19 protein-coding genes are annotated in these 20,191 nt (G+C 61.9%); 7 read left to right on the forward strand and 12 right to left on the reverse strand.

All coding sequences use genetic code 11. The features are described 5' to 3' along the window. Positions 1 to 56: 56 nt before the first annotated feature. A complete protein-coding gene (locus DV532_RS24815; protein ID WP_056793962.1) occupies positions 57 to 1,205 on the reverse strand; it encodes an NAD(P)/FAD-dependent oxidoreductase in 1,149 nt (382 codons plus the stop codon). Positions 1,206 to 1,221: 16 nt separating this feature from the next. Further along, a complete protein-coding gene (locus DV532_RS24820) occupies positions 1,222 to 1,389 on the reverse strand; it encodes a rubredoxin (protein WP_056793960.1) in 168 nt (55 codons plus the stop codon). A gap of 242 nt (positions 1,390 to 1,631) precedes the next feature. Between DV532_RS24820 and DV532_RS24825 the strand changes: the two genes are divergently transcribed. Together DV532_RS24825 and ubiA are read left to right on the forward strand one after the other, a co-directional pair. Continuing rightward, positions 1,632 to 2,189 carry a chorismate lyase gene (locus DV532_RS24825; RefSeq protein ID WP_056793959.1) on the forward strand — a complete coding sequence of 186 codons (558 nt, stop codon included), beginning with the start codon at positions 1,632 to 1,634 and terminating at the stop codon, positions 2,187 to 2,189. Then, complete coding sequence (gene ubiA, locus DV532_RS24830; RefSeq protein ID WP_056793957.1) at positions 2,189 to 3,079, forward strand: 4-hydroxybenzoate octaprenyltransferase; 891 nt, start codon at positions 2,189 to 2,191, stop codon at positions 3,077 to 3,079. Before DV532_RS24825 ends, ubiA begins: the two co-directional genes overlap by 1 nt. Before the next feature lie 97 nt (positions 3,080 to 3,176). Here ubiA and DV532_RS24835 read toward each other — a convergent pair whose 3' ends face one another. After that, complete coding sequence (locus DV532_RS24835; RefSeq protein WP_056793955.1) at positions 3,177 to 3,548, reverse strand: hypothetical protein; 372 nt, start codon at positions 3,546 to 3,548, stop codon at positions 3,177 to 3,179. A 173-nt stretch (positions 3,549 to 3,721) separates the two neighbouring features. Between DV532_RS24835 and phoB the strand changes: the two genes are divergently transcribed. The 3 genes from phoB to DV532_RS24850 all read left to right on the forward strand — a co-directional run bounded on the left by phoB (position 3,722) and on the right by DV532_RS24850 (position 7,254). After that, entirely contained in the window at positions 3,722 to 4,411 is a 690-nt protein-coding gene (phoB, locus tag DV532_RS24840) for a phosphate regulon transcriptional regulator PhoB (protein ID WP_003253341.1), read from the forward strand. Between the two features lie 48 nt (positions 4,412 to 4,459). Then, positions 4,460 to 5,767, forward strand: a complete 1,308-nt coding sequence (gene phoR, locus DV532_RS24845; protein ID WP_056793953.1) for a phosphate regulon sensor histidine kinase PhoR — start codon at positions 4,460 to 4,462, stop codon at positions 5,765 to 5,767. A gap of 146 nt (positions 5,768 to 5,913) precedes the next feature. Further along, positions 5,914 to 7,254: a hemolysin family protein gene (locus DV532_RS24850; RefSeq protein ID WP_056793952.1), complete on the forward strand. Its 1,341-nt coding sequence runs from the start codon at positions 5,914 to 5,916 to the stop codon at positions 7,252 to 7,254. 31 nt (positions 7,255 to 7,285) lie between these two features. Here DV532_RS24850 and DV532_RS24855 read toward each other — a convergent pair whose 3' ends face one another. The 8 genes from DV532_RS24855 to DV532_RS24890 form a co-directional block, all read right to left on the reverse strand. Next, on the reverse strand, positions 7,286 to 8,182 hold the full coding sequence (locus DV532_RS24855) for a peptidoglycan DD-metalloendopeptidase family protein (protein ID WP_056793950.1): 897 nt from the start codon (positions 8,180 to 8,182) through the stop codon (positions 7,286 to 7,288). 195 nt (positions 8,183 to 8,377) lie between these two features. After that, positions 8,378 to 9,274 (reverse strand): response regulator, encoded by an 897-nt coding sequence (locus tag DV532_RS24860; protein ID WP_056793948.1) that lies wholly within the window; start codon positions 9,272 to 9,274, stop codon positions 8,378 to 8,380. Positions 9,275 to 9,438: 164 nt separating this feature from the next. Then, positions 9,439 to 10,209 carry a phosphate signaling complex protein PhoU gene (phoU, locus tag DV532_RS24865; RefSeq protein WP_056793946.1) on the reverse strand — a complete coding sequence of 257 codons (771 nt, stop codon included), beginning with the start codon at positions 10,207 to 10,209 and terminating at the stop codon, positions 9,439 to 9,441. 130 nt (positions 10,210 to 10,339) lie between these two features. Further along, entirely contained in the window at positions 10,340 to 11,173 is an 834-nt protein-coding gene (gene pstB, locus DV532_RS24870) for a phosphate ABC transporter ATP-binding protein PstB (RefSeq protein ID WP_056793944.1), read from the reverse strand. Positions 11,174 to 11,275: 102 nt separating this feature from the next. Next, positions 11,276 to 12,892: a phosphate ABC transporter permease PstA gene (gene pstA, locus DV532_RS24875; protein ID WP_177339519.1), complete on the reverse strand. Its 1,617-nt coding sequence runs from the start codon at positions 12,890 to 12,892 to the stop codon at positions 11,276 to 11,278. A 71-nt stretch (positions 12,893 to 12,963) separates the two neighbouring features. Beyond that, on the reverse strand, positions 12,964 to 15,252 hold the full coding sequence (locus DV532_RS24880) for an ABC transporter permease subunit (protein ID WP_056793941.1): 2,289 nt from the start codon (positions 15,250 to 15,252) through the stop codon (positions 12,964 to 12,966). 139 nt (positions 15,253 to 15,391) lie between these two features. Then, positions 15,392 to 16,390 carry a phosphate ABC transporter substrate-binding protein PstS gene (locus tag DV532_RS24885; RefSeq protein ID WP_056793940.1) on the reverse strand — a complete coding sequence of 333 codons (999 nt, stop codon included), beginning with the start codon at positions 16,388 to 16,390 and terminating at the stop codon, positions 15,392 to 15,394. A gap of 173 nt (positions 16,391 to 16,563) precedes the next feature. Further along, positions 16,564 to 17,853, reverse strand: coding sequence for an MFS transporter (locus DV532_RS24890; protein ID WP_056793938.1), 1,290 nt, complete (start codon positions 17,851 to 17,853; stop codon positions 16,564 to 16,566). Positions 17,854 to 18,214: 361 nt separating this feature from the next. Here DV532_RS24890 and DV532_RS24895 point away from each other — a divergent pair, with 361 nt between their 5' ends. Together DV532_RS24895 and DV532_RS24900 are read left to right on the forward strand one after the other, a co-directional pair. Continuing rightward, positions 18,215 to 18,613, forward strand: coding sequence for an acyl-CoA thioesterase (locus DV532_RS24895; protein ID WP_003253317.1), 399 nt, complete (start codon positions 18,215 to 18,217; stop codon positions 18,611 to 18,613). Between the two features lie 71 nt (positions 18,614 to 18,684). After that, positions 18,685 to 19,581 (forward strand): D-hexose-6-phosphate mutarotase, encoded by an 897-nt coding sequence (locus tag DV532_RS24900; protein WP_056793937.1) that lies wholly within the window; start codon positions 18,685 to 18,687, stop codon positions 19,579 to 19,581. A gap of 62 nt (positions 19,582 to 19,643) precedes the next feature. On the opposite strand, the gene DV532_RS24905 is transcribed toward DV532_RS24900, so the two are convergent. Further along, complete coding sequence (locus DV532_RS24905) at positions 19,644 to 20,177, reverse strand: DUF3299 domain-containing protein (protein ID WP_162241102.1); 534 nt, start codon at positions 20,175 to 20,177, stop codon at positions 19,644 to 19,646. Positions 20,178 to 20,191: the final 14 nt, after the last annotated feature.

A 20,191-nucleotide genomic window follows, 5' to 3' on the forward strand; every position in this document is an offset into this window, starting at 1 on the left:
TCTGCGCGGCCATTGTGCAGGCAACAACAGGATAAATCCGACAGAACGCCCGCTATTTATGCCATTACCGGGGGTAACTGGCGATTAAGCGCCAGCTTGTCCATGACCGCCGCCCCCGTGAGGGCGTAGCCCAACAGCTTGCCATCGGTATCGACGCAGAGCACTTTGAGGTCATTGCCCTGCCCCTCCACCTGCCAGGTGCCTTCCTGGCCCCTGGGCGGTGGTGAAACTACCAGCGGGCAAGCTGGGGTTTTCACCGTAATCGGCATCGGCCCATAGGCCACTGCCGTGGGCTTGCCGGCCAAGGTTTGCGCCAGCGCCCGGGCACAGCTCATCAGTGGCATGACATAGAGCAGGTTGATGCCCTCGACCTCGGCACAGTCGCCAAGGGCAAAGATATTGGCGTGGCACGTACGCAACTCGCGGTCTACGCAGACGCCGCGGTTGGTCTGCAGGCCGGCGGCAGCAGCCAAGTCGATGCGCGGGCGCAGGCCAATGGCCGAAACCACCAGGTCGCAGGCGATTACGCGGCCATCGGACAGGTGCGCCTCCAAGCCCTGGGTCACCTGCTGCAGGCGGGTCAGAACCGGGCCCAGGTGAAAGCGCACGCCCAAACCTTCCAGGCCCGCTTGCACGGCGGCGGCGGCAGCCGGGTGCAACAGTGTCGGCATGATTTGCTCGCACGGCGCGACCACGTCTACCTGGAAGCCACCCTGGCTCATGTCGTTAGCGAATTCACAGCCGATCAGCCCAGCACCGAGGATCAGCACACGTTGCTTGCCGTCAGCGGCGGCGCGGAAGCGGGCGTAGTCTTCCAGGTCGTTGATTGGGAACAACCCGTCGCCGCCATCGCCTTCAATTTGCACCTGCACGGTCTGCGCGCCCCAGGCTAGTACCAGGTCACGGTACTCCACCGCTTCTTCACCGATCCACAAGCGCTGGTGGCCGGGGTCGATGCCACTGATGCGGGTATGGGTGCGAATCTCGGCGTTCAGTTGCTCGGCCATGGCGCCCGCCTCGGCCATGCACAGGCCATCGGCGTCTTTCTGCTTGGCAAAGCCCATGGACAACATGGGTTTGGAGTACGAGCGACCGTCATCGGCAGTGATCAGCAGCAGCGGCGTCTGCGCATCGAGCTTGCGAAATTCACGGGCCAAGTTGTAGCCCGCCAGGCCGGTACCGACGATTACCACAGGGGACGTCATGTCGTGCTTGCCTCGATTAGCCGATGGAGATCATTTCAAAGTCGCTCTTGCCGACACCGCAGTCGGGGCACAACCAGTCTTGCGGCACGTCTTCCCAACGGGTGCCGGGGGCGATGCCGTCGTCGGGCCAACCTTCAGCTTCGTCGTAGATCAGGCCGCAGACAATACATTGCCACTTTTTCATAGGGTTCCTCGGTTCAGGCTGGATTTCGTGTGGCTGCTGATGGCCCTTTCGCGGCTAAAGCCGCTCCTACAGGGACCGTGCAGCGTCAGCGGTTGTGCGGTCCGTGTGGGAGCGGCTTTAGCCGCGAAGAAGCCAGCGCGCAATTCGTGGTGGGCTTTGTAGCGGCCCTACCGGCAGTATGCAAGCAGTCGGGGCAATCATGCTAAGCTCGCCGCCTCTCTGGTGGTAACAAGCAGACCGACGTGTCGTACGAATCCCCGCAAGCAGCCGCTGTCGCGTGGCTGCCGTATTCGCAGCTGGCGACCGACATCGACCAGCCAACCCTAGACTGGCTGTTCGACGAGGGCTCGCTGACTCGCCGCCTGACCCGCCTGTCCCTTGATCACTTTTCCGTCACCCCGCTGTTCGAGGGCTGGCAGCCGCTGCGCGATGACGAAAGCCAAGCACTGGGCATCGCTGCCGGTGCCGAAGGCTGGGTCCGCGAGGTGTACCTACGTGGCCATGGTCAGCCTTGGGTGTTCGCCCGCAGCGTCGCTAGCCGCAGCGCCTTGGAGCGCGGCGGGCTGGACCTGGAAACCCTCGGTAGCCGTTCGCTGGGCGAGTTGCTGTTCTGCGACCAGGCGTTCATCCGCCACCCCATCGAGGTGTGCAGTTATCCACAGCCGTGGCTGCCTAGCGAAGCTGCCCACACAGCTCTGTGGGGGCGCCGTTCGCGCTTCGAGCGTGGCGGCCTGGAGCTGTTGGTGGCAGAAGTGTTTCTGCCAGCATTGTGGCAAGCGGCCAAGGAGGAAAACCGCTGATGTACCTGCAACTGCTCAAGTCGCTCAACCGCGTGCACCCGCGGGCCTGGGACTTCGTCCAGCTCAGCCGCATGGACCGGCCGATCGGGATCTACCTGCTGCTGTGGCCAACCTTGTCGGCAGTGTGGATTGCCGGCAACGGTTCGCCTACCCTGGCCAACGTGCTGATCTTCGCCCTTGGCGTGGTGCTGATGCGTGCCGCCGGCTGCTGCATCAACGACTTTGCCGACCGCAAGGTGGACGGCCACGTCAAACGCACTGCCGACCGCCCGTTGGCCAGCGGCCGCGTGCGACCACGCGAGGCGCTGACACTGTTCGCGGTCTTGGTCGGGGTGAGTTTCCTGCTGGTACTGTGCACCAACAGCCAGACCGTGTGGCTCTCGTTTGGCGCGGTAGCCCTGGCGTTCTGCTACCCATTCATGAAGCGTTACACCTATTACCCTCAGGTGGTGCTGGGGGCGGCGTATTCCTGGGGCATTCCGATGGCCTTCACTGCCGCCGGTGGGGAACTGCCGGCTAGCGCCTGGCTGTTGTATATCGCCAACCTGCTGTGGACGGTAGGTTACGACACCTACTACGCCATGGTTGACCGGGATGATGACCTGAAGATTGGCGTGAAATCGACGGCAATCCTGTTCGGTGACGCCGACCGCAGCATCATTCTGACCTTGCAGTTGTTGTCTTTGGGCTGCCTGTTGCTAGCGGGTAGCCGCTTCGACCTGGGGGGCTGGTTCCACCTGGGGCTGCTCGGTGCGGCGGCGTGCTTTGCCTGGGAGTACTGGTCGACGCGCAAGCTGGACCGGGAATCGTGCTTCAAGGCGTTTCTGCACAACCACTGGGCGGGGTTGCTGGTGTTCATGGGTGTGGTGCTGGATTACGCACTGCGCTGAAGCTCCACCAACCTTGGAGCGGGTTTACCCGCGAATGCGATGCCTGCTGCACCACAGCATTCGCGGCTGAACCCGCTCCATCGTTCGGTGGCGCTGTTCAGGGTTTGGCAACGTGCCAGACGTCCTTCACGCCATCACCGGTCTTGTCCCCGGCTTTCTTGTCCTTGATGAAGGTGTACAACGGCTTGCCGTCATAGGCCCACTGCTTGGTGCCGTCATCGCGCATCACCACTGTCCATTTGTCCTTGGCCGGTTCGTCATTGGCCTTGACCATCAACGGCGGCCAGTTGGTAGCGCATTCGCCATTACACATCGACTTGCCGCCGGCATCCTTGTCAAAGGTGTACAAGGTCATGCCGGCATGGTCGACCAACATGTCACCCTTCTTCATCGCATGGTCGGCCGAGGCCACCCCCGGGAGCGCCAGCGCAGTGAAAAGGGCCATCCAGCTCAGCGTTTGTCGTGTCATTGGATTCACCATTGTTTCGGGGGGAGATGAGTTCGGATTGCCGCGATTGCGGCCCATTCAAGCCTAGTCCAGTCACGGAATGTCGCCAGAACGGCCAACACCCTGTCACACAGCTGCAATAATTCCGTTATCTAATGCGGGCCAAGACACCGAATCCAGGAGAGGTTTTGAGCATGGTTGGCAGAAACATTCTGATCGTCGACGACGAAGCGCCTATTCGCGAGATGATCGCCGTTGCTCTGGAAATGGCCGGCTATGACTGCCTGGAAGCGGAAAACTCCCAACAGGCCCATGCGATCATCGTCGACCGCAAACCGGACCTGATCTTGCTCGACTGGATGCTGCCAGGCACATCCGGTATCGAGTTGGCCCGCCGCCTCAAGCGCGACGAGTTGACCGGCGATATCCCGATCATCATGCTGACCGCCAAGGGTGAAGAGGACAACAAAATCCAAGGCCTGGAAGTAGGTGCGGACGACTACATCACCAAGCCGTTCTCGCCGCGTGAACTGGTCGCCCGCCTGAAAGCCGTGCTGCGCCGCACCGGCCCAAGCGACAGCGAGGCCCCGATCGAAGTCGGGGGCCTGCTGCTCGACCCGATCAGCCACCGCGTGACCATCGACGGCAAACCCGCCGAGATGGGCCCCACCGAATACCGCTTGCTGCAGTTCTTCATGACCCACCAGGAACGCGCCTACACCCGTGGCCAGCTGCTCGACCAGGTGTGGGGTGGCAATGTCTATGTCGAAGAACGCACCGTTGACGTGCACATCCGTCGCCTGCGCAAGGCGTTGGGTGAAGCCTATGAAAATCTGGTACAAACCGTCCGGGGCACTGGCTACCGCTTCTCGACCAAGAGCTGATCAAGCTCAAAAGCGCCAAGCTGCACGTCGTTGTACAAGGACCGTCAATTGAACCAGAACTGGCACGCGACCCTGATTCGCCACCTGCTGCTGCTGATTACCGTCTGCCTGATCGGTGGGCTGGTCAGCGGCTACTATGGCTGGAGCCTGGCCATCGGCCTGGCACTTTACCTAAGCTGGACCCTCAAGCAACTGCTACGCCTGCATGACTGGTTGCGCAACCACCAACCCGATGAAGCACCGCCCGATGGCTACGGCCTATGGGGCGAGGTGTTCGACAGCATCTACCACCTGCAACGCCGCGACCAGCGCGTGCGCGGCCGCCTGCAGGCAGTGATCGACCGGGTGCAGGAGTCCACCGCCGCACTGCGTGACGCGGTCATCATGCTCGACAGCGACGGCAACCTGGAATGGTGGAACCGCGCCGCCGAGACCTTGCTGGGCTTCAAGACCCCACAGGACGGCGGCCAGCAAGTGACCAACCTGGTGCGCCACCCGCGTTTCAAGGAATATTTCGAGGCGGAAAACTACCTCGAACCACTAGAAATCCCCTCGCCGATCAACGACCGCATGCGCGTGCAGCTGCACATCACCCGCTACGGCAACAACGAGCACCTGATGCTGGTGCGCGATGTCACCCGCATCCACCAGCTGGAACAGATGCGCAAGGACTTCATCGCCAACGTGTCCCACGAGCTGCGCACGCCGCTGACGGTGATCACCGGCTATCTGGAAACCCTGCTGGACAACGTCGAAGACGTGAACCCCCGCTGGGGCCGCGCCCTGCAGCAGATGAGCCAGCAAGGTTCGCGCATGCAGACCTTGCTTAATGACCTGCTGCTGTTGGCCAAGTTGGAAGCCACCGACTACCCCTCGGACAACCAGCCGGTGGCGGTCGATGCCTTGCTCGCGGCGATCAAGAACGACGCCCAGGCCCTATCCGGGCCGCGCAACCAGCGCATTACCCTCGAAGCCGCGCCCGGTGTATGCCTGAAGGGCAGCGAGTCGGAGTTACGCAGTGCCTTTTCCAACTTGGTATTCAACGCAGTCAAATATACCCAGGACGAAGGCAGTATCCGCATCCGCTGGTGGGCCGATGCCCAGGGCGCGCACCTGTCGGTACAGGACTCGGGGGTGGGTATCGATGCCAAGCATTTGCCACGCCTGACCGAACGCTTCTACCGGGTGGACTCCAGCCGTGCTTCGAATACCGGCGGCACCGGGCTGGGACTGGCAATCGTCAAGCATGTGCTGATGCGCCACCGTGGCAAGCTGGAGATCAGCAGCGTGCCGGGGCATGGCAGTACCTTTACCTGTCACTTTGCGCCTGCACAATTGGCTAACGGCAAGGGTTGAGTGCTTCGGGGGCTGCTTTGCAGCCCCAATGAATCCGCTGCCCTTTGCTTTTACCGTCCTAGCCGCTACATTGGATCCCCTGTGCCAGCAAGAGCTGGCACTTTTTTTCTCTCTATCTCAAAGACGGACCCCGTAAAAACTCCATCATGGACCCTTCCCCTGGTATCAGCCTCACCTCGTTATTCGCCGATTTCGGCATGATCATCTTTGCCCTGCTGCTGGTGCTGCTCAACGGCTTCTTCGTTGCGGCCGAATTCGCCATGGTCAAGCTGCGCTCCACCCGCGTAGAGTCCATCGCCGAACAACATGGCTGGCGCGGCAACATTCTGCGCAAGGTACACAACCAGCTCGACGCCTACCTGTCGGCCTGCCAGTTGGGTATCACCCTCGCCTCCCTGGGCCTGGGGTGGGTTGGTGAACCGGCCTTCGCCCACCTGCTCGAGCCGCTGCTGGCGTACTTCGGTGTCAACACACCCGAGCTGATCAAAGCGATTTCGTTCTTCGTCGCCTTCTTTGTCATTTCCTACCTGCACATTGTGGTTGGTGAGCTGGCCCCCAAGTCCTGGGCCATCCGCAAGCCCGAGCTGTTGTCGCTGTGGACCGCGGTGCCGCTGTACCTGTTCTACTGGGCGATGTACCCGGCCATCTACCTGCTCAATGCCAGCGCCAACACCATCCTGCGCATTGCCGGCCAAGGCGAGCCCGGCCCGCACCACGAACACCATTACAGCCGAGAAGAGCTCAAGCTGATCCTGCACTCCAGCCGTGGCCAGGACCCAAGCGACCAAGGCATGCGCGTGCTGGCCTCGGCCGTGGAAATGGGCGAGCTAGAGGTGGTCGACTGGGCCAACTCCCGCGAGGACATGGTCAGCATCGATGCGCATGCGCCGTTGAAGCAGATCCTGGCCCTGGTGCGCCGGCACAAGTTCAGCCGCTACCCGGTATACGACGCCGAACGTGAGGAGTTCACCGGCCTGTTGCATATCAAGGACCTGTTGCTGGAGCTGGCCGAACTCGAGCACTTGCCAGAAACCATCGACCTGGACGATCTCGCCCGGCCGCTGGAGCGCGTATCGCGGCACATGCCGCTGTCGCAACTGCTGGAGCAGTTCCGCAAGGGCGGCGCGCACTTCGTGCTGGTGGAGGAAGCCGATGGCAAGGTAATCGGCTACCTGACCATGGAAGACGTGCTGGAAGTGCTGGTGGGCGACATTCAGGACGAGCACCGCAAGACCGAGCGCGGCATCCTCGCCTACCAACCGGGCAAGCTGCTGGTACGGGGCGACACGCCGCTGTTCAAGGTCGAGCGCCTGCTGGGCATCGACCTCGACCACATCGAGGCGGAAACCCTGGCCGGGCTGATCTACGAGACGCTCAAGCGCGTGCCTGAAGAAGAGGAAGTGCTGGAGGTCGAAGGGCTGCGCATCATCATCAAGAAGATGAAAGGGCCGAAGATCGTGCTGGCCAAGGTGCTGAAGCTGGATTGAGATTCTGGGGCCGCTTTGCGGCCCGGTAATTTCAAGGGTTACCCGCCGTGAAGTCAGGCATCCCGCTGATCGGCCGATCGAACCGGTAAGGTATCGATTCCAGCGCCAACCCCACATTGCGCTGCACCACAAAATGCAGGTGCGGCCCGGTGCTGTTGCCGGTATTACCCGACTTGGCCAGCACCTGCCCCTGACGTACTCGTTGCCCTTCCGCCACCACCACCGAACCGCGCATCAGGTGCAGGTACACGCCCATGGTGCCGTCCGCGTGCAGAACCCTCACAAAGTTGCCGGACGGGTTGGGCGCGCGGCCGCTTTGGCTGTTTTCCGTCTTCACCACCACGCCTTCTCGCGCGGCAATGATGGTGGTGCCTTCAGGCATGGCGATATCCATGGCATAACGGCCTTTGGGCCCAAAATGGCTGATACGGCCATTGGGGCCCTGGGTGACACGGAACGGCCCGCCGAGCCAAGGGAACGCATAGCGAAAGCCCAGTGGCCGCTTGCTGGGGTCACCCATGGCCTGCAGCAGGGTCGAGCGGTAGTTCAACAGCAGCCCGGGGCGCCCCCTGAGCACGCTGAGCATTTGCGTGGTGCGCGGCGGCAGTACCCGGCGCACCATGCGCGGCGAATCGCCGCCTTGCGCGTTCACCAGGTTGTCCAGGCGCAATTCCACCTCCACCGGCACATGCAGTTCATTACGTGCTGAGAAGCTGACCCCGCCATCGAAGGTTTTCGCGTTCAACAGCACCTGGCCTTCGAGCATTTCGACCATGGGTTCACGCAGCACCAAAGGTTTGGCGCCGGGGCCAGGCCGGTCAGAATAGGAGATAACACCGGAATCGTCGGTGATCTTGTAGAGGGTCACACCCAGGCTCGACGCCGAGGCCATGAGCAATGCGCAGAACAGCAGCAGGCGGGCGGGCATGATAGTGGCTTTTTGACAGTTGAGATCTGTCGAAGCCTAGCAGCGGGTTTTGCGGCGGGTATTGCAGTTGGTCGGATGGCATCAGCAGGGCCGGCCCTATCGCCGGCAAGCCAGCTCCCACAGGAAGTGCACAAGGCCAGCGGTTGTCGCTGTACCTGTGGGTGGCTTGGCGGCGATAAGTCCAGTGGCCGTTACTCAGCCGCCAGGGGTAAAGTGCTTTTGCGCGGTCCCACGGGCAATCAGCCGCGACAGATAGTCGAGCTTCTGGGCATCCTGGTCGACGAACTTGAACGTTAGCTGCAGCCAATCACTGTCGGGCTTAGGCTCCAGTGCCGCAACAGCATGCAGGTAGCCGTTCAGGCGCGCGACTTCGGCGCTCTCGCCCTGCTCCAGGTCCAGCACGGCGCCTTCCAGCACCTGTGGCAGCGCTTCGCCGCGGCGTACCACCAGCAACGCCTCTTTCAGGCTCAGCGCCTTGATCACGCACGGCTGCATGCCGCTGGCAAGGCGCAACTGGCCTTGGCCACGGCCAGCCGGCGCGGGGGCGGCTGACGCGGGTGCAGTAACCACTGGCTTGGACGGCGCCGGTGCCGCTGCGGGGGGCGTCACCTTGGCCACTTCGGGCTTGCCGGCAGTCAGGGCATTCAGCGAGTCATTGGCGAACGCCGAATTGATCCGGGCCGGGCCGCCGGCCATCAGGCTGTCGAGCTTGCCGATTTTGGTCAGGGCCTTTTTCACTTTGGTGAGCAACTGCTCATTGGTGAACGGCTTGCCAACAAAGTCGGAAACGCCCGCCTGGATCGCCTGGATAACGTTTTCCTTGTCACCACGGCTAGTCACCATGATGAACTGCAGGTTCTTCAGCGCAGGCTGCTGCCGGCACCAGGTGAGCAGTTCCAGGCCGGACATTTCCGGCATTTCCCAGTCGCACAGGACCAGGTCGAACGCTTCCTTGCCCAACATGGCCATGGCCTTGCGCCCGTTGACCGCGTCGTCGATGGCCATGCCCGGGAAGGCATTGCGCAGGCACTTACGGACCAGGTCACGGATAAACGGGGCGTCATCCACGACCAGCACATTCACTTTACTCATCGATACTCCTTCTGAATCCCGACTCGCCTACTGCCAAATAATGGCTATTTGCTACAACCTGGTCACGCCGGGACCTCTTCACATCGTTCGCGGGTGCCTGCCGGCTCCTCGACCGCAAACGAAAACGCCCGGCCAAGGCCGGGCGTCGATGCTCGGGAGCAACCTTACTTATCGTCAGATTCGCCCGGAACATTAGCCTTTTCGCCGTCGGCGAGCGCAGTGCCCTGCACTTCTGCCGTCATGCGCTTGAGGCCCATGTGGCGCACGTCGGTACCGCGCACCAGGTAGATCACCAGTTCGGAGATGTTGCGCGCATGGTCGCCGATACGCTCCAGCGAACGCAGGACCCAAATTACACTCAGTACCCGCGAGATTGAGCGCGGGTCTTCCATCATGTAGGTCACCAGCTCACGCAGCGCGGTTTTGTATTCGCGGTCGATAGTTTTGTCGTACTGGGCCACCGACAATGCCAGGTCGGCGTCGAAGCGGGCAAAGGCGTCCAGCGCGTCACGGACCATGTTGCGCACCTGGTCGCCGATGTGGCGCACCTCGACGTAGCCACGTGGCGACTCACCTTCTTCGCACAGCTGGATGGCGCGCCGGGCGATTTTGGTCGACTCGTCACCGATGCGCTCCAGGTCGATCACCGATTTGGAGATGCTGATGATCAGGCGCAGGTCGGACGCCGCCGGCTGGCGACGGGCGAGGATGCGCAGGCACTCCTCGTCGATGTTGCGCTCCATCTGGTTGATCTGCTCGTCGACTTCACGCACCTGCTGGGCCAGGCCCGAGTCGGCCTCGATCAGTGCGGTAACGGCGTCGTTGACCTGCTTTTCTACCAGCCCACCCATGGCCAGCAGGTGGCTGCGCACTTCTTCCAGCTCGGCGTTGAACTGCTGGGAAATGTGGTGCGTAAGGCTTTCTTTGTTGATCATGCTGTCGCTCCGCGAAGTTGCTAGCTGCTAGCTGCAAGCTTCAAGTGGTTCGTGTCGTTCCCTGGCTCCGCGCTAACCGCTTTGTCTTGCAGCTTGCAGCTCGAGGCTTGCAGCTGCGCCAAAGGCGCTCTTAGCCATAACGACCGGTGATGTAGTCTTCGGTCTGCTTCTTCGCCGGGTTGGTAAACAGGGTGTCGGTGTCACCGTATTCGATCAGTTTGCCCATGTACATGAAGGCGGTGTAGTCCGAAACACGGGCCGCCTGCTGCATGTTGTGGGTCACGATGACGATGGTGTACTTGGATTTCAATTCGTAGATCAGCTCTTCGACCTTCAGGGTCGAGATCGGGTCCAGTGCCGAGCACGGTTCATCGAGCAGCAGCACCTCAGGTTCCACGGCGATGGTGCGGGCAATGACCAGGCGCTGCTGCTGGCCACCGGACAGGCCCAAGGCCGATTCGTGCAGGCGGTCCTTGACCTCGTCCCATAGGGCTGCGCCCTTAAGGGCCCACTCGACCGCTTCGTCGAGCACGCGCTTTTTGTTGATGCCCTGGATTCGCAGGCCGTAGACCACGTTCTCGTAGATGGTCTTGGGAAACGGGTTGGGCTTCTGGAACACCATGCCTACCCGGCGGCGCAGCTCGGCCACGTCCTCACCCTTACGGTAGATGTTGTTGCCGTACAGGTTGATGGCGCCTTCCACGCGGCAGCCGTCAACCAGGTCGTTCATGCGGTTGAAGGTGCGCAGCAGGGTCGACTTGCCGCAGCCGGACGGGCCGATGAAGGCGGTCACGCGCTGCTTGGGGATGTTCATATTGACGTCGAACAAAGCTTGCTTGTCGCCGTAGAACAGGCTCAGGCCAGGTACTTCGATGGCCACCGTTTCTTCGGCCAGGCGCAGGCTTTGCTTGTTGCGGCCCAGGGCAGACATGTCGATGCCGTGGGTATGGGAGTCTTGCTGCATGGTCTCACTCCGTTTGTAGCTGCGAGCTGCAAGCTGCAAGCTGCAAGTTAGGGCAAAGCGGCAATCTGCTTGGCGCTTGCCGCTTGTGACATAAAGCTTCAATCAGCTGTCGAGGGCCTTGTACTTCTCGCGTAGGTGGTTACGGATCCACACCGCCGAGAGGTTGAGGGACGCGATCACCAATACCAGCAGCAGCGCCGTGGCATATACCAGCGGCCGCGCGGCTTCGACGTTCGGGCTTTGGAAACCGACGTCATAGATGTGGAAGCCCAGGTGCATGATCTTCTGGTCCAGGTGCAGGTACGGGTAGTTGCCGTCCACCGGCAGCGACGGCGCCAGCTTCACCACACCCACCAGCATCAACGGCGCCACTTCACCGGCAGCGCGGGCCACGGCGAGGATCATGCCGGTCATCATGGCTGGGCTGGCCATGGGCAAGACGATCTTCCACAACGTCTCGGCCTTGGTCGCGCCCAGGGCCAGCGAGCCTTCGCGCACGGTACGCGGTATACGCGCCAGCCCCTCTTCGGTGGCCACGATCACCACCGGTACTGCCAGCAACGCCAGGGTCAACGATGCCCACAACAGGCCCGGAGTGCCCAAGGTTGGCGCCGGCAGGGCTTCGGGGAAGAACAAGCGGTCGATCGAGCCACCCAGCACGTAGACGAAGAAGCCCAGGCCGAACACGCCGTAGACGATAGCCGGTACACCGGCAAGGTTGTTCACGGCGATGCGGATCAACCGGGTCACGGGGCCCTGCTTGGCGTACTCGCGCAGGTAGACGGCAGCCAGCACCCCGAATGGGGTGACGATCACGGCCATGATCAGGGTCATCATCACGGTACCGAAGATGGCCGGGAAGATACCGCCTTCGGTGTTCGCTTCACGTGGGTCGTCGCTGAGGAATTCCCAAACCTTGGTGAAGTAGGTGCCCAGCTTGGTGAAACCCGACATGGCGTTCGGCTGGATGGCGTGCACCACCTTGCTCAGGTTGATTTCCACTTCACGGCCATTGCCATCTCGGGCCACCAGGCTGTCGCGGGCGAAGGCCTGGTGCAACCCGCTCAGGCGCGCTTCGATGGCCTTGTAGCGGTTGTTCAGCTCCGCGCGGTCGGCGTCCATGTCGGCTTGCGCGGCGGCGTCCAGTTTGCCGTCCAGCTCCAGCTTGCGGGCATGCAGGCGCAGGCGCTCGAGGCCATGGTTGATGGCACCGATGTCTGTCTTTTCGAGGCTTTGCAGTTCGTTGTTGAGTTGGTTGGCACGCTTGAGGCGGGCCTGCAACTCGTTCCAGGCAGCAGGGCCCTCGGCGACCACGCGGCCTTGCTCCTTGACGCTGACCAGGTAGCCATAGAAGTTGCCCCACTCGCGGCGCTCCAGGGCAATCAGGTCGGCCGGGCGCTGTTCGTCGACCAGCCAGTCGCCAACCACCCAGGTGAAGTCGCTGCCATTGAGGTCACGGTTACCCACCTTGACCAGCTCGCGGGTCATGAACTCCGGGCCTTGGTCAGGCACCGGCAGGCCGGCGCCCTTCAGGCGGGCACGAGGTACCTCTTCTTTTTGCACCACTTCGCCGATGACGACAAGATCAGCCTGGCCTGGCACCTTGTAGGTGGCCTGGACTAGATCGGCCGGCCAGAAGTGGCCCAGGCCGCGCACGGCGATTACCGCCAGCAGGCCGACAGTCATGATCACTGCCATGGCCACTGCGCCGCCGCTCATCCAGACGCCTGGGGCGCCGCTCTTGAACCAGCCTTTGAGGGAATCCTTTTTCACGGATCGCTACCTTTCTATCAAAGCGACGAGTATTTCTTGCGCAGACGCTGGCGAATCAGCTCGGCCAAGGTGTTCATGATGAAGGTGAACATCAGCAACACCAGCGCGGCCAGGAACAGCACGCGGTAGTGGCTGCCGCCGACTTCCGATTCAGGCATTTCCACGGCCACGTTGGCGGCCAGGGTGCGCATGCCTTCGAACAGGTTCAGCTCCATCACCGGGGTGTTGCCGGTGGCCATCAGCACGATCATGGTCTCACCCACCGCCCGGCCCATACCGATCATCAGCGCCGAGAAGATACCCGGGCTGGCGGTGAGGATGACCACGCGGGTCAGGGTTTGCCACGGCGTTGCACCCAGGGCCAGCGAGCCCAGGGTCAGGCTGCGCGGCACGCTGAACACGGCGTCTTCGGCGATGGAGTAGATGTTCGGGATGACTGCGAAGCCCATGGCGATGCCCACTACCAGGGCGTTGCGCTGGTCGTAGGTGATGCCTAGGTCGTTGGTGATCCACAAGCGCATATCGCCACCGAAGAACCAGCTTTCCAAATGCGGGCTCATGGTCAGGGCGAACCAGCCGGTGAACAGGATGACCGGGATCAGGATCGCCGCCTCCCAGCCATCCGGCACGCGCAGGCGGATCGACTCTGGCAGGCGGCTCCAGGTAAAGCCGGCCAGCAAAATGCCGATCGGCATCAGCAGGAACAGGCTGAACACACCTGGCAGGTGGCCTTCCAGGTAAGGGGCCAGGAACAGGCCAGCGAAGAAACCGAGGATCACTGTAGGCATCGCTTCCATCAGTTCGATCACCGGCTTGACCTTGCGACGCATGCCGGGGGCCATGAAGTAGGCGGTGTAGATGGCTGCGGCAATGGCCAGCGGGGCCGCAAGGATCATCGCGTAGAACGCCGCCTTCAGGGTACCGAAGGTCAGCGGCGACAGGCTCAGCTTGGGCTCGAAGTCAGTGTTCGAAGCGGTCGATTGCCAAACGTATTTCGGCTCGTCGTAGTTCTCGTACCACACCTTGCCCCACAGCGCGCTGAAGGACACTTCCGGGTGCGGGTTGCGCAGGCTCAGCGGCAGCAGCTTGCCGCCCGCTTCGATCATGATTCGGTTGGCGCGTGGCGACAGGGCCAAGATGCCCGGGCCTTCGGCAGCCGGCTCGACCAGCAAGGTGCGGTGGGCGGTGCTGTGGAACACCCCCAGCTTGCCCTCGGCGTCCAGGGCGACGAAGCCCTTGCGGCGCTCTTCGGCATCGATTTGCACGATTGGCGCCGTACCCATCTGGAAGGTGCGAATCTGCTTGAAGCGCGATTCGCCATCCGGGTCACGGGCCATGAACCACTGGGCCAGGCCACCCTTGGAGTTACCGATGATCAGCGAGATACCGCCGACCAACTGGGCGGTGGCAGTAATTTCGGTGTCGGCGCTTTCCGACAGCTTGTAGCGACCGTTGAGGCTCTTGTCGCGCAGGCTGAACACGTCGGCGGTGGCGCGCCCGTTGATCACATACAGCCACTGCTGGCGCGGGTCGATGAAGATGTTTTTCACCGTCTCGGTCATCTGCGGCAGTTCGATGCGCTTCTGCTCGGTAGTGACCTCTTCAGTCATCATGTTTTCGGTACGCGTCAGCTCGACCACCTGCAGGTGCGCGCCGGTGGAACCCGCCAGCACCAAAGTGTCACCATTGACGTTGATGCTGACATGCTCCAGCGCACGGCCCTGTTCGTCGAGGACGAACGGCTGCTCGCCGTAGGGGTAGTCGATACCCGCGGTAATGGTCTTGTTGTTGTCCGGGTAGGTGACCTTGTAGGTGTGGTGGAACGCCAGTGCCTGACCATTGGACAAGCCCAGCACCACCAGCGAGCTACCCGGCTGGTCGGCACTGATCGAAGTGACCTGGGTGTCTGGCGGCACCGGCAGGTCGACACGACTGAGCTCGTTACCGGTCTTGGTATCGAAGAACAGTGCCTGGCCTTTGTCCGAAACACGCATCCCCACCAGGTTCTGCTCTTCAAGCGCGATCATCAGCGGCTTGCCGGCATCCTGCTGCAGCCAGGTAGGTTCCAGGGCTTTCTTGCTGGTCAGCTCGGCGCCTTGGAACAGTGGCAGCACCACGTAGGCCAGGTAGAAGAAGATCAGGGTAATTGCCGCCAATACGGCAAGCCCGCCTACCAGTACATACCAGCGGGTCAGGCGGTCCTTGAGCGCGCGTATGCGGCGCTTGCGTTGCAACTCGGGCGTATTGAAGTCAATCCGCACGGGCTGGGAGTTTTGGGTCATGTTGGAATTGGCCAGATCATTCATGCGCACACCCTAGCGGTCCCGTGTGACAAAAACATTACAAAGTGGTGACGCGCGAAAGCCCGCCGCACAGGGAACCTGGCTTCGGACCGAAAATGCTTGGAAGAGGCCGGGCAGTTGCACCGGCCTCCCCTTCAGTTAATTACTTTTTTGCGACATTACCAGCGTGGGACAGGCCCAGGTCAGCCAGGGTCTTGTCGACGACTTTGGCCGGCAGCGGGATATAACCATCCTTCACTACGACCTGTTGGCCAGCTTGCGACAGCACCAGCTTGACGAACTCGGCTTCCAACGGGGCCAGCGGCTTGTTCGGCGCTTTGTTGACATAGACGTACAAGAAGCGCGACAGCGGGTAGGTGCCGTTCAGGGCGTTGGTTTCGTTGTCTTCAACGAACTCGCCGCCTTCCTTCTTAGCCAGGGCTACGGTCTTGACGCTGGCGGTCTTATAACCGATGCCCGAGTAGCCAATGCCGTTCAGCGAGGAGCTGATCGACTGCACGACCGAAGCCGAGCCAGGTTGTTCATTGACGTTAGGCTTGAAGTCGCCTTTGCACAGGGCTTCTTCCTTGAAGTAGCCGTAGGTACCCGATACCGAGTTACGGCCAAACAGCTGCACGGGTTTGTTGGCCAGGTCGCCGGTCACGCCCAGGTCACCCCAAGTCTTGACGTCAGCTTTGCCACCGCACAGGCGGGTAGAAGAGAAGATAGCGTCAACCTGGGCCATGGTCAGGCCTTTGATCGGGTTGTCCTTGTGCACGAACACAGCCAGGGCGTCTACAGCGACTGGGATGGCGGTCGGCTTGTAGCCGTACTTCTGCTCGAAGGCCTGCAGTTCGACGTCCTTCATCTTCCGGCTCATCGGGCCGAGGTTGGCGGTGCCTTCGGTCAGCGCGGGTGGTGCGGTGGAGGAGCCGGCAGCCTGGATCTGGATGTTTACGTTCGGATATTCCTTCTTGTAAGCCTCGGCCCACAGCGTCATCAAGTTCGCCAGGGTGTCCGAACCTACGCTGGAGAGGTTGCCCGAAACACCGGTGGTCTTGGTGTAGGTCGGGATCGCAGGGTCGACGGCGGCTACCGCGTTGGCGGTTGCAACGCCAGCGGCGGCAAAGGTGAGGGCCGCCATCAAACGCTTCAGTTTCATGCCTTGCTCCTAGCAGGAATATTGGGGTGTCGGATGGAACGGGCCCAAGTATCGGTAGGCCGCATGAACACGATATGACTTGAATATGACAATTGGATGAAAGGCCATCACTGAAAATAGGTCCGGCCTCTTCGCGGGCGCGCCGGCGAAGAGGCCGGCCGCCTTGGCGCAGATCAGCGCTTGTTGGCGAGCAGGTACAGGCCCACAAGCAGACCAACGGCACACAACCCCGCCACATAGTAGGCAGGTGCCATCGGGCTCACCTTCAGCAGCGCAGTCACCACCATCGGTGTCAGCCCGCCAAAGATCGCGTAGGCGACGTTGTACGAGAACGACAGCCCGCTGAAGCGCACTACTGCCGGGAACGCCTTGACCATCACATAAGGCACCGCGCCGATCACGCCCACGCACAGGCCGGTTATCGCATACAACGGGAACAGCAATTCGGGCCGTGCCGCCAGGCTGTGGTAGAACGCCCAGGACGACGCTAGCAGCAGCAGGCTGCCAATCACGAACACCCGCCCCGCGCCAAAGCGGTCGGCCAGGCTGCCCGCGCCGATACAGCCAAGGCTGAGCAGCACGATTGCCAGGCTGTTGGCCTTGAGCGCGTCGGTCGGGCTGATGTGGTGAATACTCTGCAGCAACGTCGGCGTCATCAGGATGACCACCACGATGGCAGCCGACAGCATCCAGGTCAGCAGCATCGACAGGATGATCGCGCCGCGATGGTCACGCAGCACCGCGCGCAGCGGCAACTCCTCGGCCAGCGCCTTGCGCTGTTGCATCTCGGCGAACACTGGGGTTTCGTGCAGCCAGCGGCGCAGATACACCGAGAACAGGCCAAACACACCACCAAGCAGGAACGGGATACGCCAGGCGTAATCAGCCACTTCTTCCGCGCTGTAGACGCTGTTGATAAGGGTCGCCACCAGCGAGCCAAGCAGGATGCCCGCAGTCAGCCCGGCCGTGAGGGTGCCGCAGGCGTAGCCGGTGTTGCGCTCTGGGACGTGCTCGGACACGAACACCCAGGCGCCCGGAACCTCGCCACCGATCGCCGCGCCCTGGATCAGCCGCATCAGCAGCAACAGGACCGGCGCCCACATGCCAATCTGTGCATACGTCGGCAGCAAGCCCATGATCAGGGTCGGCAGCGCCATCATGAAGATGCTCAGGGTGAACATTTTCTTGCGCCCGAGCAGGTCGCCAAAGTGAGCCATGATGATGCCGCCCAGCGGCCGCGCCAAGTAGCCGGCAGCGAAGATGCCGAAGGTTTGCATCAGGCGCAGCCATTCGGGCATGTCGGCGGGGAAAAACAGCTTGCCGACCACCGTGGCAAAGAACACAAAGATGATGAAGTCGTAGAACTCCAGCGCGCCGCCGAGGGCGGACAGTGAGAGAGTTTTGTAGTCACTGCGGGTCAGCGGCCGCGAGGGCTGCTCGATACTGCTCGGCACGGAAGTCATCGCTGATTGTTCTCTTTGTAGGGCATGCAGGCCGCTTGGCACGCGGCTTCTGGATTGAACCACAGGCGAAGATAGCAAATTGCTGAGCGGCGCCGAAAGCGATACAAAAACCTTGTGGATATTCATGAATGCGCGGTCGTCGCTGGCGGTTATGCTCTATATACTGGCGCTTCGTAGGAAAAGGTTGCTCCTAACGTGGGATGTTGTGCGAAAACGCCGGTCATTATTGTCAGGCGGTTTCGCAGAGTTTCCCTACGGCCGCCCAGTGAAACGAAATCGGCGTAGTATGTTTCAAGCTGAATCGTTTACCCGGCCTTTGCGCCACACCAACGAAAGCGTCACGGGTCAGAGGCCCCATCGCATGATTGAGCTCGAACAAGAAGATCCAATCCCGCAAGGCGACCTGGCCTTGCAAATCACCGCACTGCCGCGCGAGACCAACGGGTTTGGCGACATCTTCGGCGGCTGGCTGGTCGCCCAGATGGACCTGGCCGGCACCGCCATGGCCAGCCGCGTCGCCGGTGGGCGCGTTGCTACGGTAGCCATCGACCGCATGGCCTTCCTGGTACCGGTCGCCGTGGGCGCGCAGTTGTCGTTCTATACCCAGACCCTGGAAATCGGTCGCAGCTCGATCCAGATGATGGTCGAAGTGTGGAGCGACGACCCGCTTTCCAGTGAATGGCGCAAGGTCACCGAAGCGGTGTTCGTCTTCGTCGCCATCGACGGCAGTGGCCGCACCCGCTCCGTACCTCGTCGCTGAGCCACGCCGGCGGTAAACTCATTGCATGTGCCCGGGTCCAAGGCCCACTGGCAATCAATGAGATCAACGCAATGGCTACCTACCAGGTCGTAACCGAGCAACATGGCGAACTCAACTGCTGGCGTATCAGCAGCGACCACGCCGACTTACTGATCGCCCAGCAGGGCGCGCAGATCCTCAGCTACCAGCGGGTCGGCGAACCACCGCTGCTGTGGCTGAGTGACCAGGCCATGTTCCGCCAAGGTAAGTCGGTGCGCGCCGGGGTGCCGGTGTGCTGGCCGTGGTTCGGCAACCTGCAGCGCAATCCCCCGGTCGTACAGGCCATGTACCACGGTGAACAGGCGCCTGCCCACGGCCTAGCGCGCGCACGCGACTGGCAATTGCTGGGCATCGAGGAAGCGGGCGACGGCCTGCGCATCGAATTCGAGCTGCCAGAAGCGCAGGGTGACCTACCTGGCTGGCCGCATGACGTCGAGCTGAAGCTGGTGGTGGAACTGGGCGCGGACCTGAAGCTGAGCCTGACCAGTCGGAATATGGGCAATACCCCCGTGACCATCAGCCAGGCCCTGCACAGCTACTTTGCGGTCAGTGACGTGCGTCAGGCGCGGGTCGAAGGGGTTGAGGGGCTGGGCTACATCGAGACCCTGGCTGACTGGGAGCAGCGCCAGCAGCAAGGCGCGCTGGGCTTTGCCGGGGAGACCGACCGCATCTATCTCGCTACCCCGCCGCAATTGAGCATTGTCGACCCACATTGGAACCGGCGGATTACCTTGACCAGCAGTGGATCACGCTCGGCGGTGATCTGGAACCCTTGGATCGAGCGGGCCAAGGAGTTGCCGGACATGGCCGATGACGGCTGGCAACGAATGCTGTGCATCGAGACGGCGAATGTTTGGGACGACCTGGTGGAACTTAAGCCAGGGGCTAGCAGCTCGCTGGGGGTCCGGATTGGCTGTGAAATGATCTGAGTTTTGCAGTGACTTTGCGGGCCTCTTCGCGGGTTTACCCGCGAAAGGGCCGGCGCAGGCAATCAGAGATCGGCGTCCTCCACCACCCTCACCTTCCCCGCATCCAGCGCATAGGCCGCATCGGCCAGGTCATTGCTGACCTTCTCCACCTTCAGCGTGCCGCTGACCCACAGCGGTGCGTAGATGTCATCGATCTTCAAACCTTTTGGGTAGCGCACCAGCACCAGCTGGTTCGGCGGCGGCGGCGGCACGTGGATGCACGCGCCCGGGTACGGCACCAGGAAGAACAGCGTGCTGTTGCCCTTGGCATCGCTCTCCAGCGGCACCGGGTAGCCGCCCAGGCGGATGTCCTTGCCATCCATGGCCGCTACGGTCTTGGTCGAATACATCACCGCCGGCAGGCCCTTGCTCTGCTTCAGGCCACCCTTGGCGGTGAATACGCCCTGGGCTTCCGGCGAGTTGTGGTCGATTTCGGGCATCTGCTCAAGCGCCTTCTGGTCCGACTTGGGCATCAACTGCAGCCAGTCAGTTTCGGGCAGTTCGGCATGGGCCAGGGTGCTGGCCAACAGCAGGGGGGCGAGGAAAAAAGCACGCATGGAAATGCTCGGCA

The sequence above is a fragment of the Pseudomonas sp. Leaf58 genome (assembly GCF_003627215.1).
GTDB lineage: Bacteria > Pseudomonadota > Gammaproteobacteria > Pseudomonadales > Pseudomonadaceae > Aquipseudomonas.

Coding starts and splice junctions, on each gene's coding strand:
- phoB (WP_003253341.1), top strand. CDS start 3,722: ATGGTTGGCAGAAACATTCTGATCGTCGACGACGAAGCGCCTATTCGC.
- DV532_RS24880 (WP_056793941.1), bottom strand. CDS start 15,252: ATGAATGATCTGGCCAATTCCAACATGACCCAAAACTCCCAGCCCGTG.
- DV532_RS24885 (WP_056793940.1), bottom strand. CDS start 16,390: ATGAAACTGAAGCGTTTGATGGCGGCCCTCACCTTTGCCGCCGCTGGC.
- ubiA (WP_056793957.1), top strand. CDS start 2,189: ATGTACCTGCAACTGCTCAAGTCGCTCAACCGCGTGCACCCGCGGGCC.
- DV532_RS24900 (WP_056793937.1), top strand. CDS start 18,685: ATGGCTACCTACCAGGTCGTAACCGAGCAACATGGCGAACTCAACTGC.
- DV532_RS24905 (WP_162241102.1), bottom strand. CDS start 20,177: ATGCGTGCTTTTTTCCTCGCCCCCCTGCTGTTGGCCAGCACCCTGGCC.
- DV532_RS24815 (WP_056793962.1), bottom strand. CDS start 1,205: ATGACGTCCCCTGTGGTAATCGTCGGTACCGGCCTGGCGGGCTACAAC.
- phoU (WP_056793946.1), bottom strand. CDS start 10,209: ATGATCAACAAAGAAAGCCTTACGCACCACATTTCCCAGCAGTTCAAC.
- DV532_RS24835 (WP_056793955.1), bottom strand. CDS start 3,548: ATGACACGACAAACGCTGAGCTGGATGGCCCTTTTCACTGCGCTGGCG.
- pstA (WP_177339519.1), bottom strand. CDS start 12,892: ATGAGCGGCGGCGCAGTGGCCATGGCAGTGATCATGACTGTCGGCCTG.
- DV532_RS24850 (WP_056793952.1), top strand. CDS start 5,914: ATGGACCCTTCCCCTGGTATCAGCCTCACCTCGTTATTCGCCGATTTC.
- DV532_RS24820 (WP_056793960.1), bottom strand. CDS start 1,389: ATGAAAAAGTGGCAATGTATTGTCTGCGGCCTGATCTACGACGAAGCT.
- DV532_RS24855 (WP_056793950.1), bottom strand. CDS start 8,182: ATGCCCGCCCGCCTGCTGCTGTTCTGCGCATTGCTCATGGCCTCGGCG.
- pstB (WP_056793944.1), bottom strand. CDS start 11,173: ATGCAGCAAGACTCCCATACCCACGGCATCGACATGTCTGCCCTGGGC.
- DV532_RS24860 (WP_056793948.1), bottom strand. CDS start 9,274: ATGAGTAAAGTGAATGTGCTGGTCGTGGATGACGCCCCGTTTATCCGT.
- DV532_RS24890 (WP_056793938.1), bottom strand. CDS start 17,853: ATGACTTCCGTGCCGAGCAGTATCGAGCAGCCCTCGCGGCCGCTGACC.
- DV532_RS24895 (WP_003253317.1), top strand. CDS start 18,215: ATGATTGAGCTCGAACAAGAAGATCCAATCCCGCAAGGCGACCTGGCC.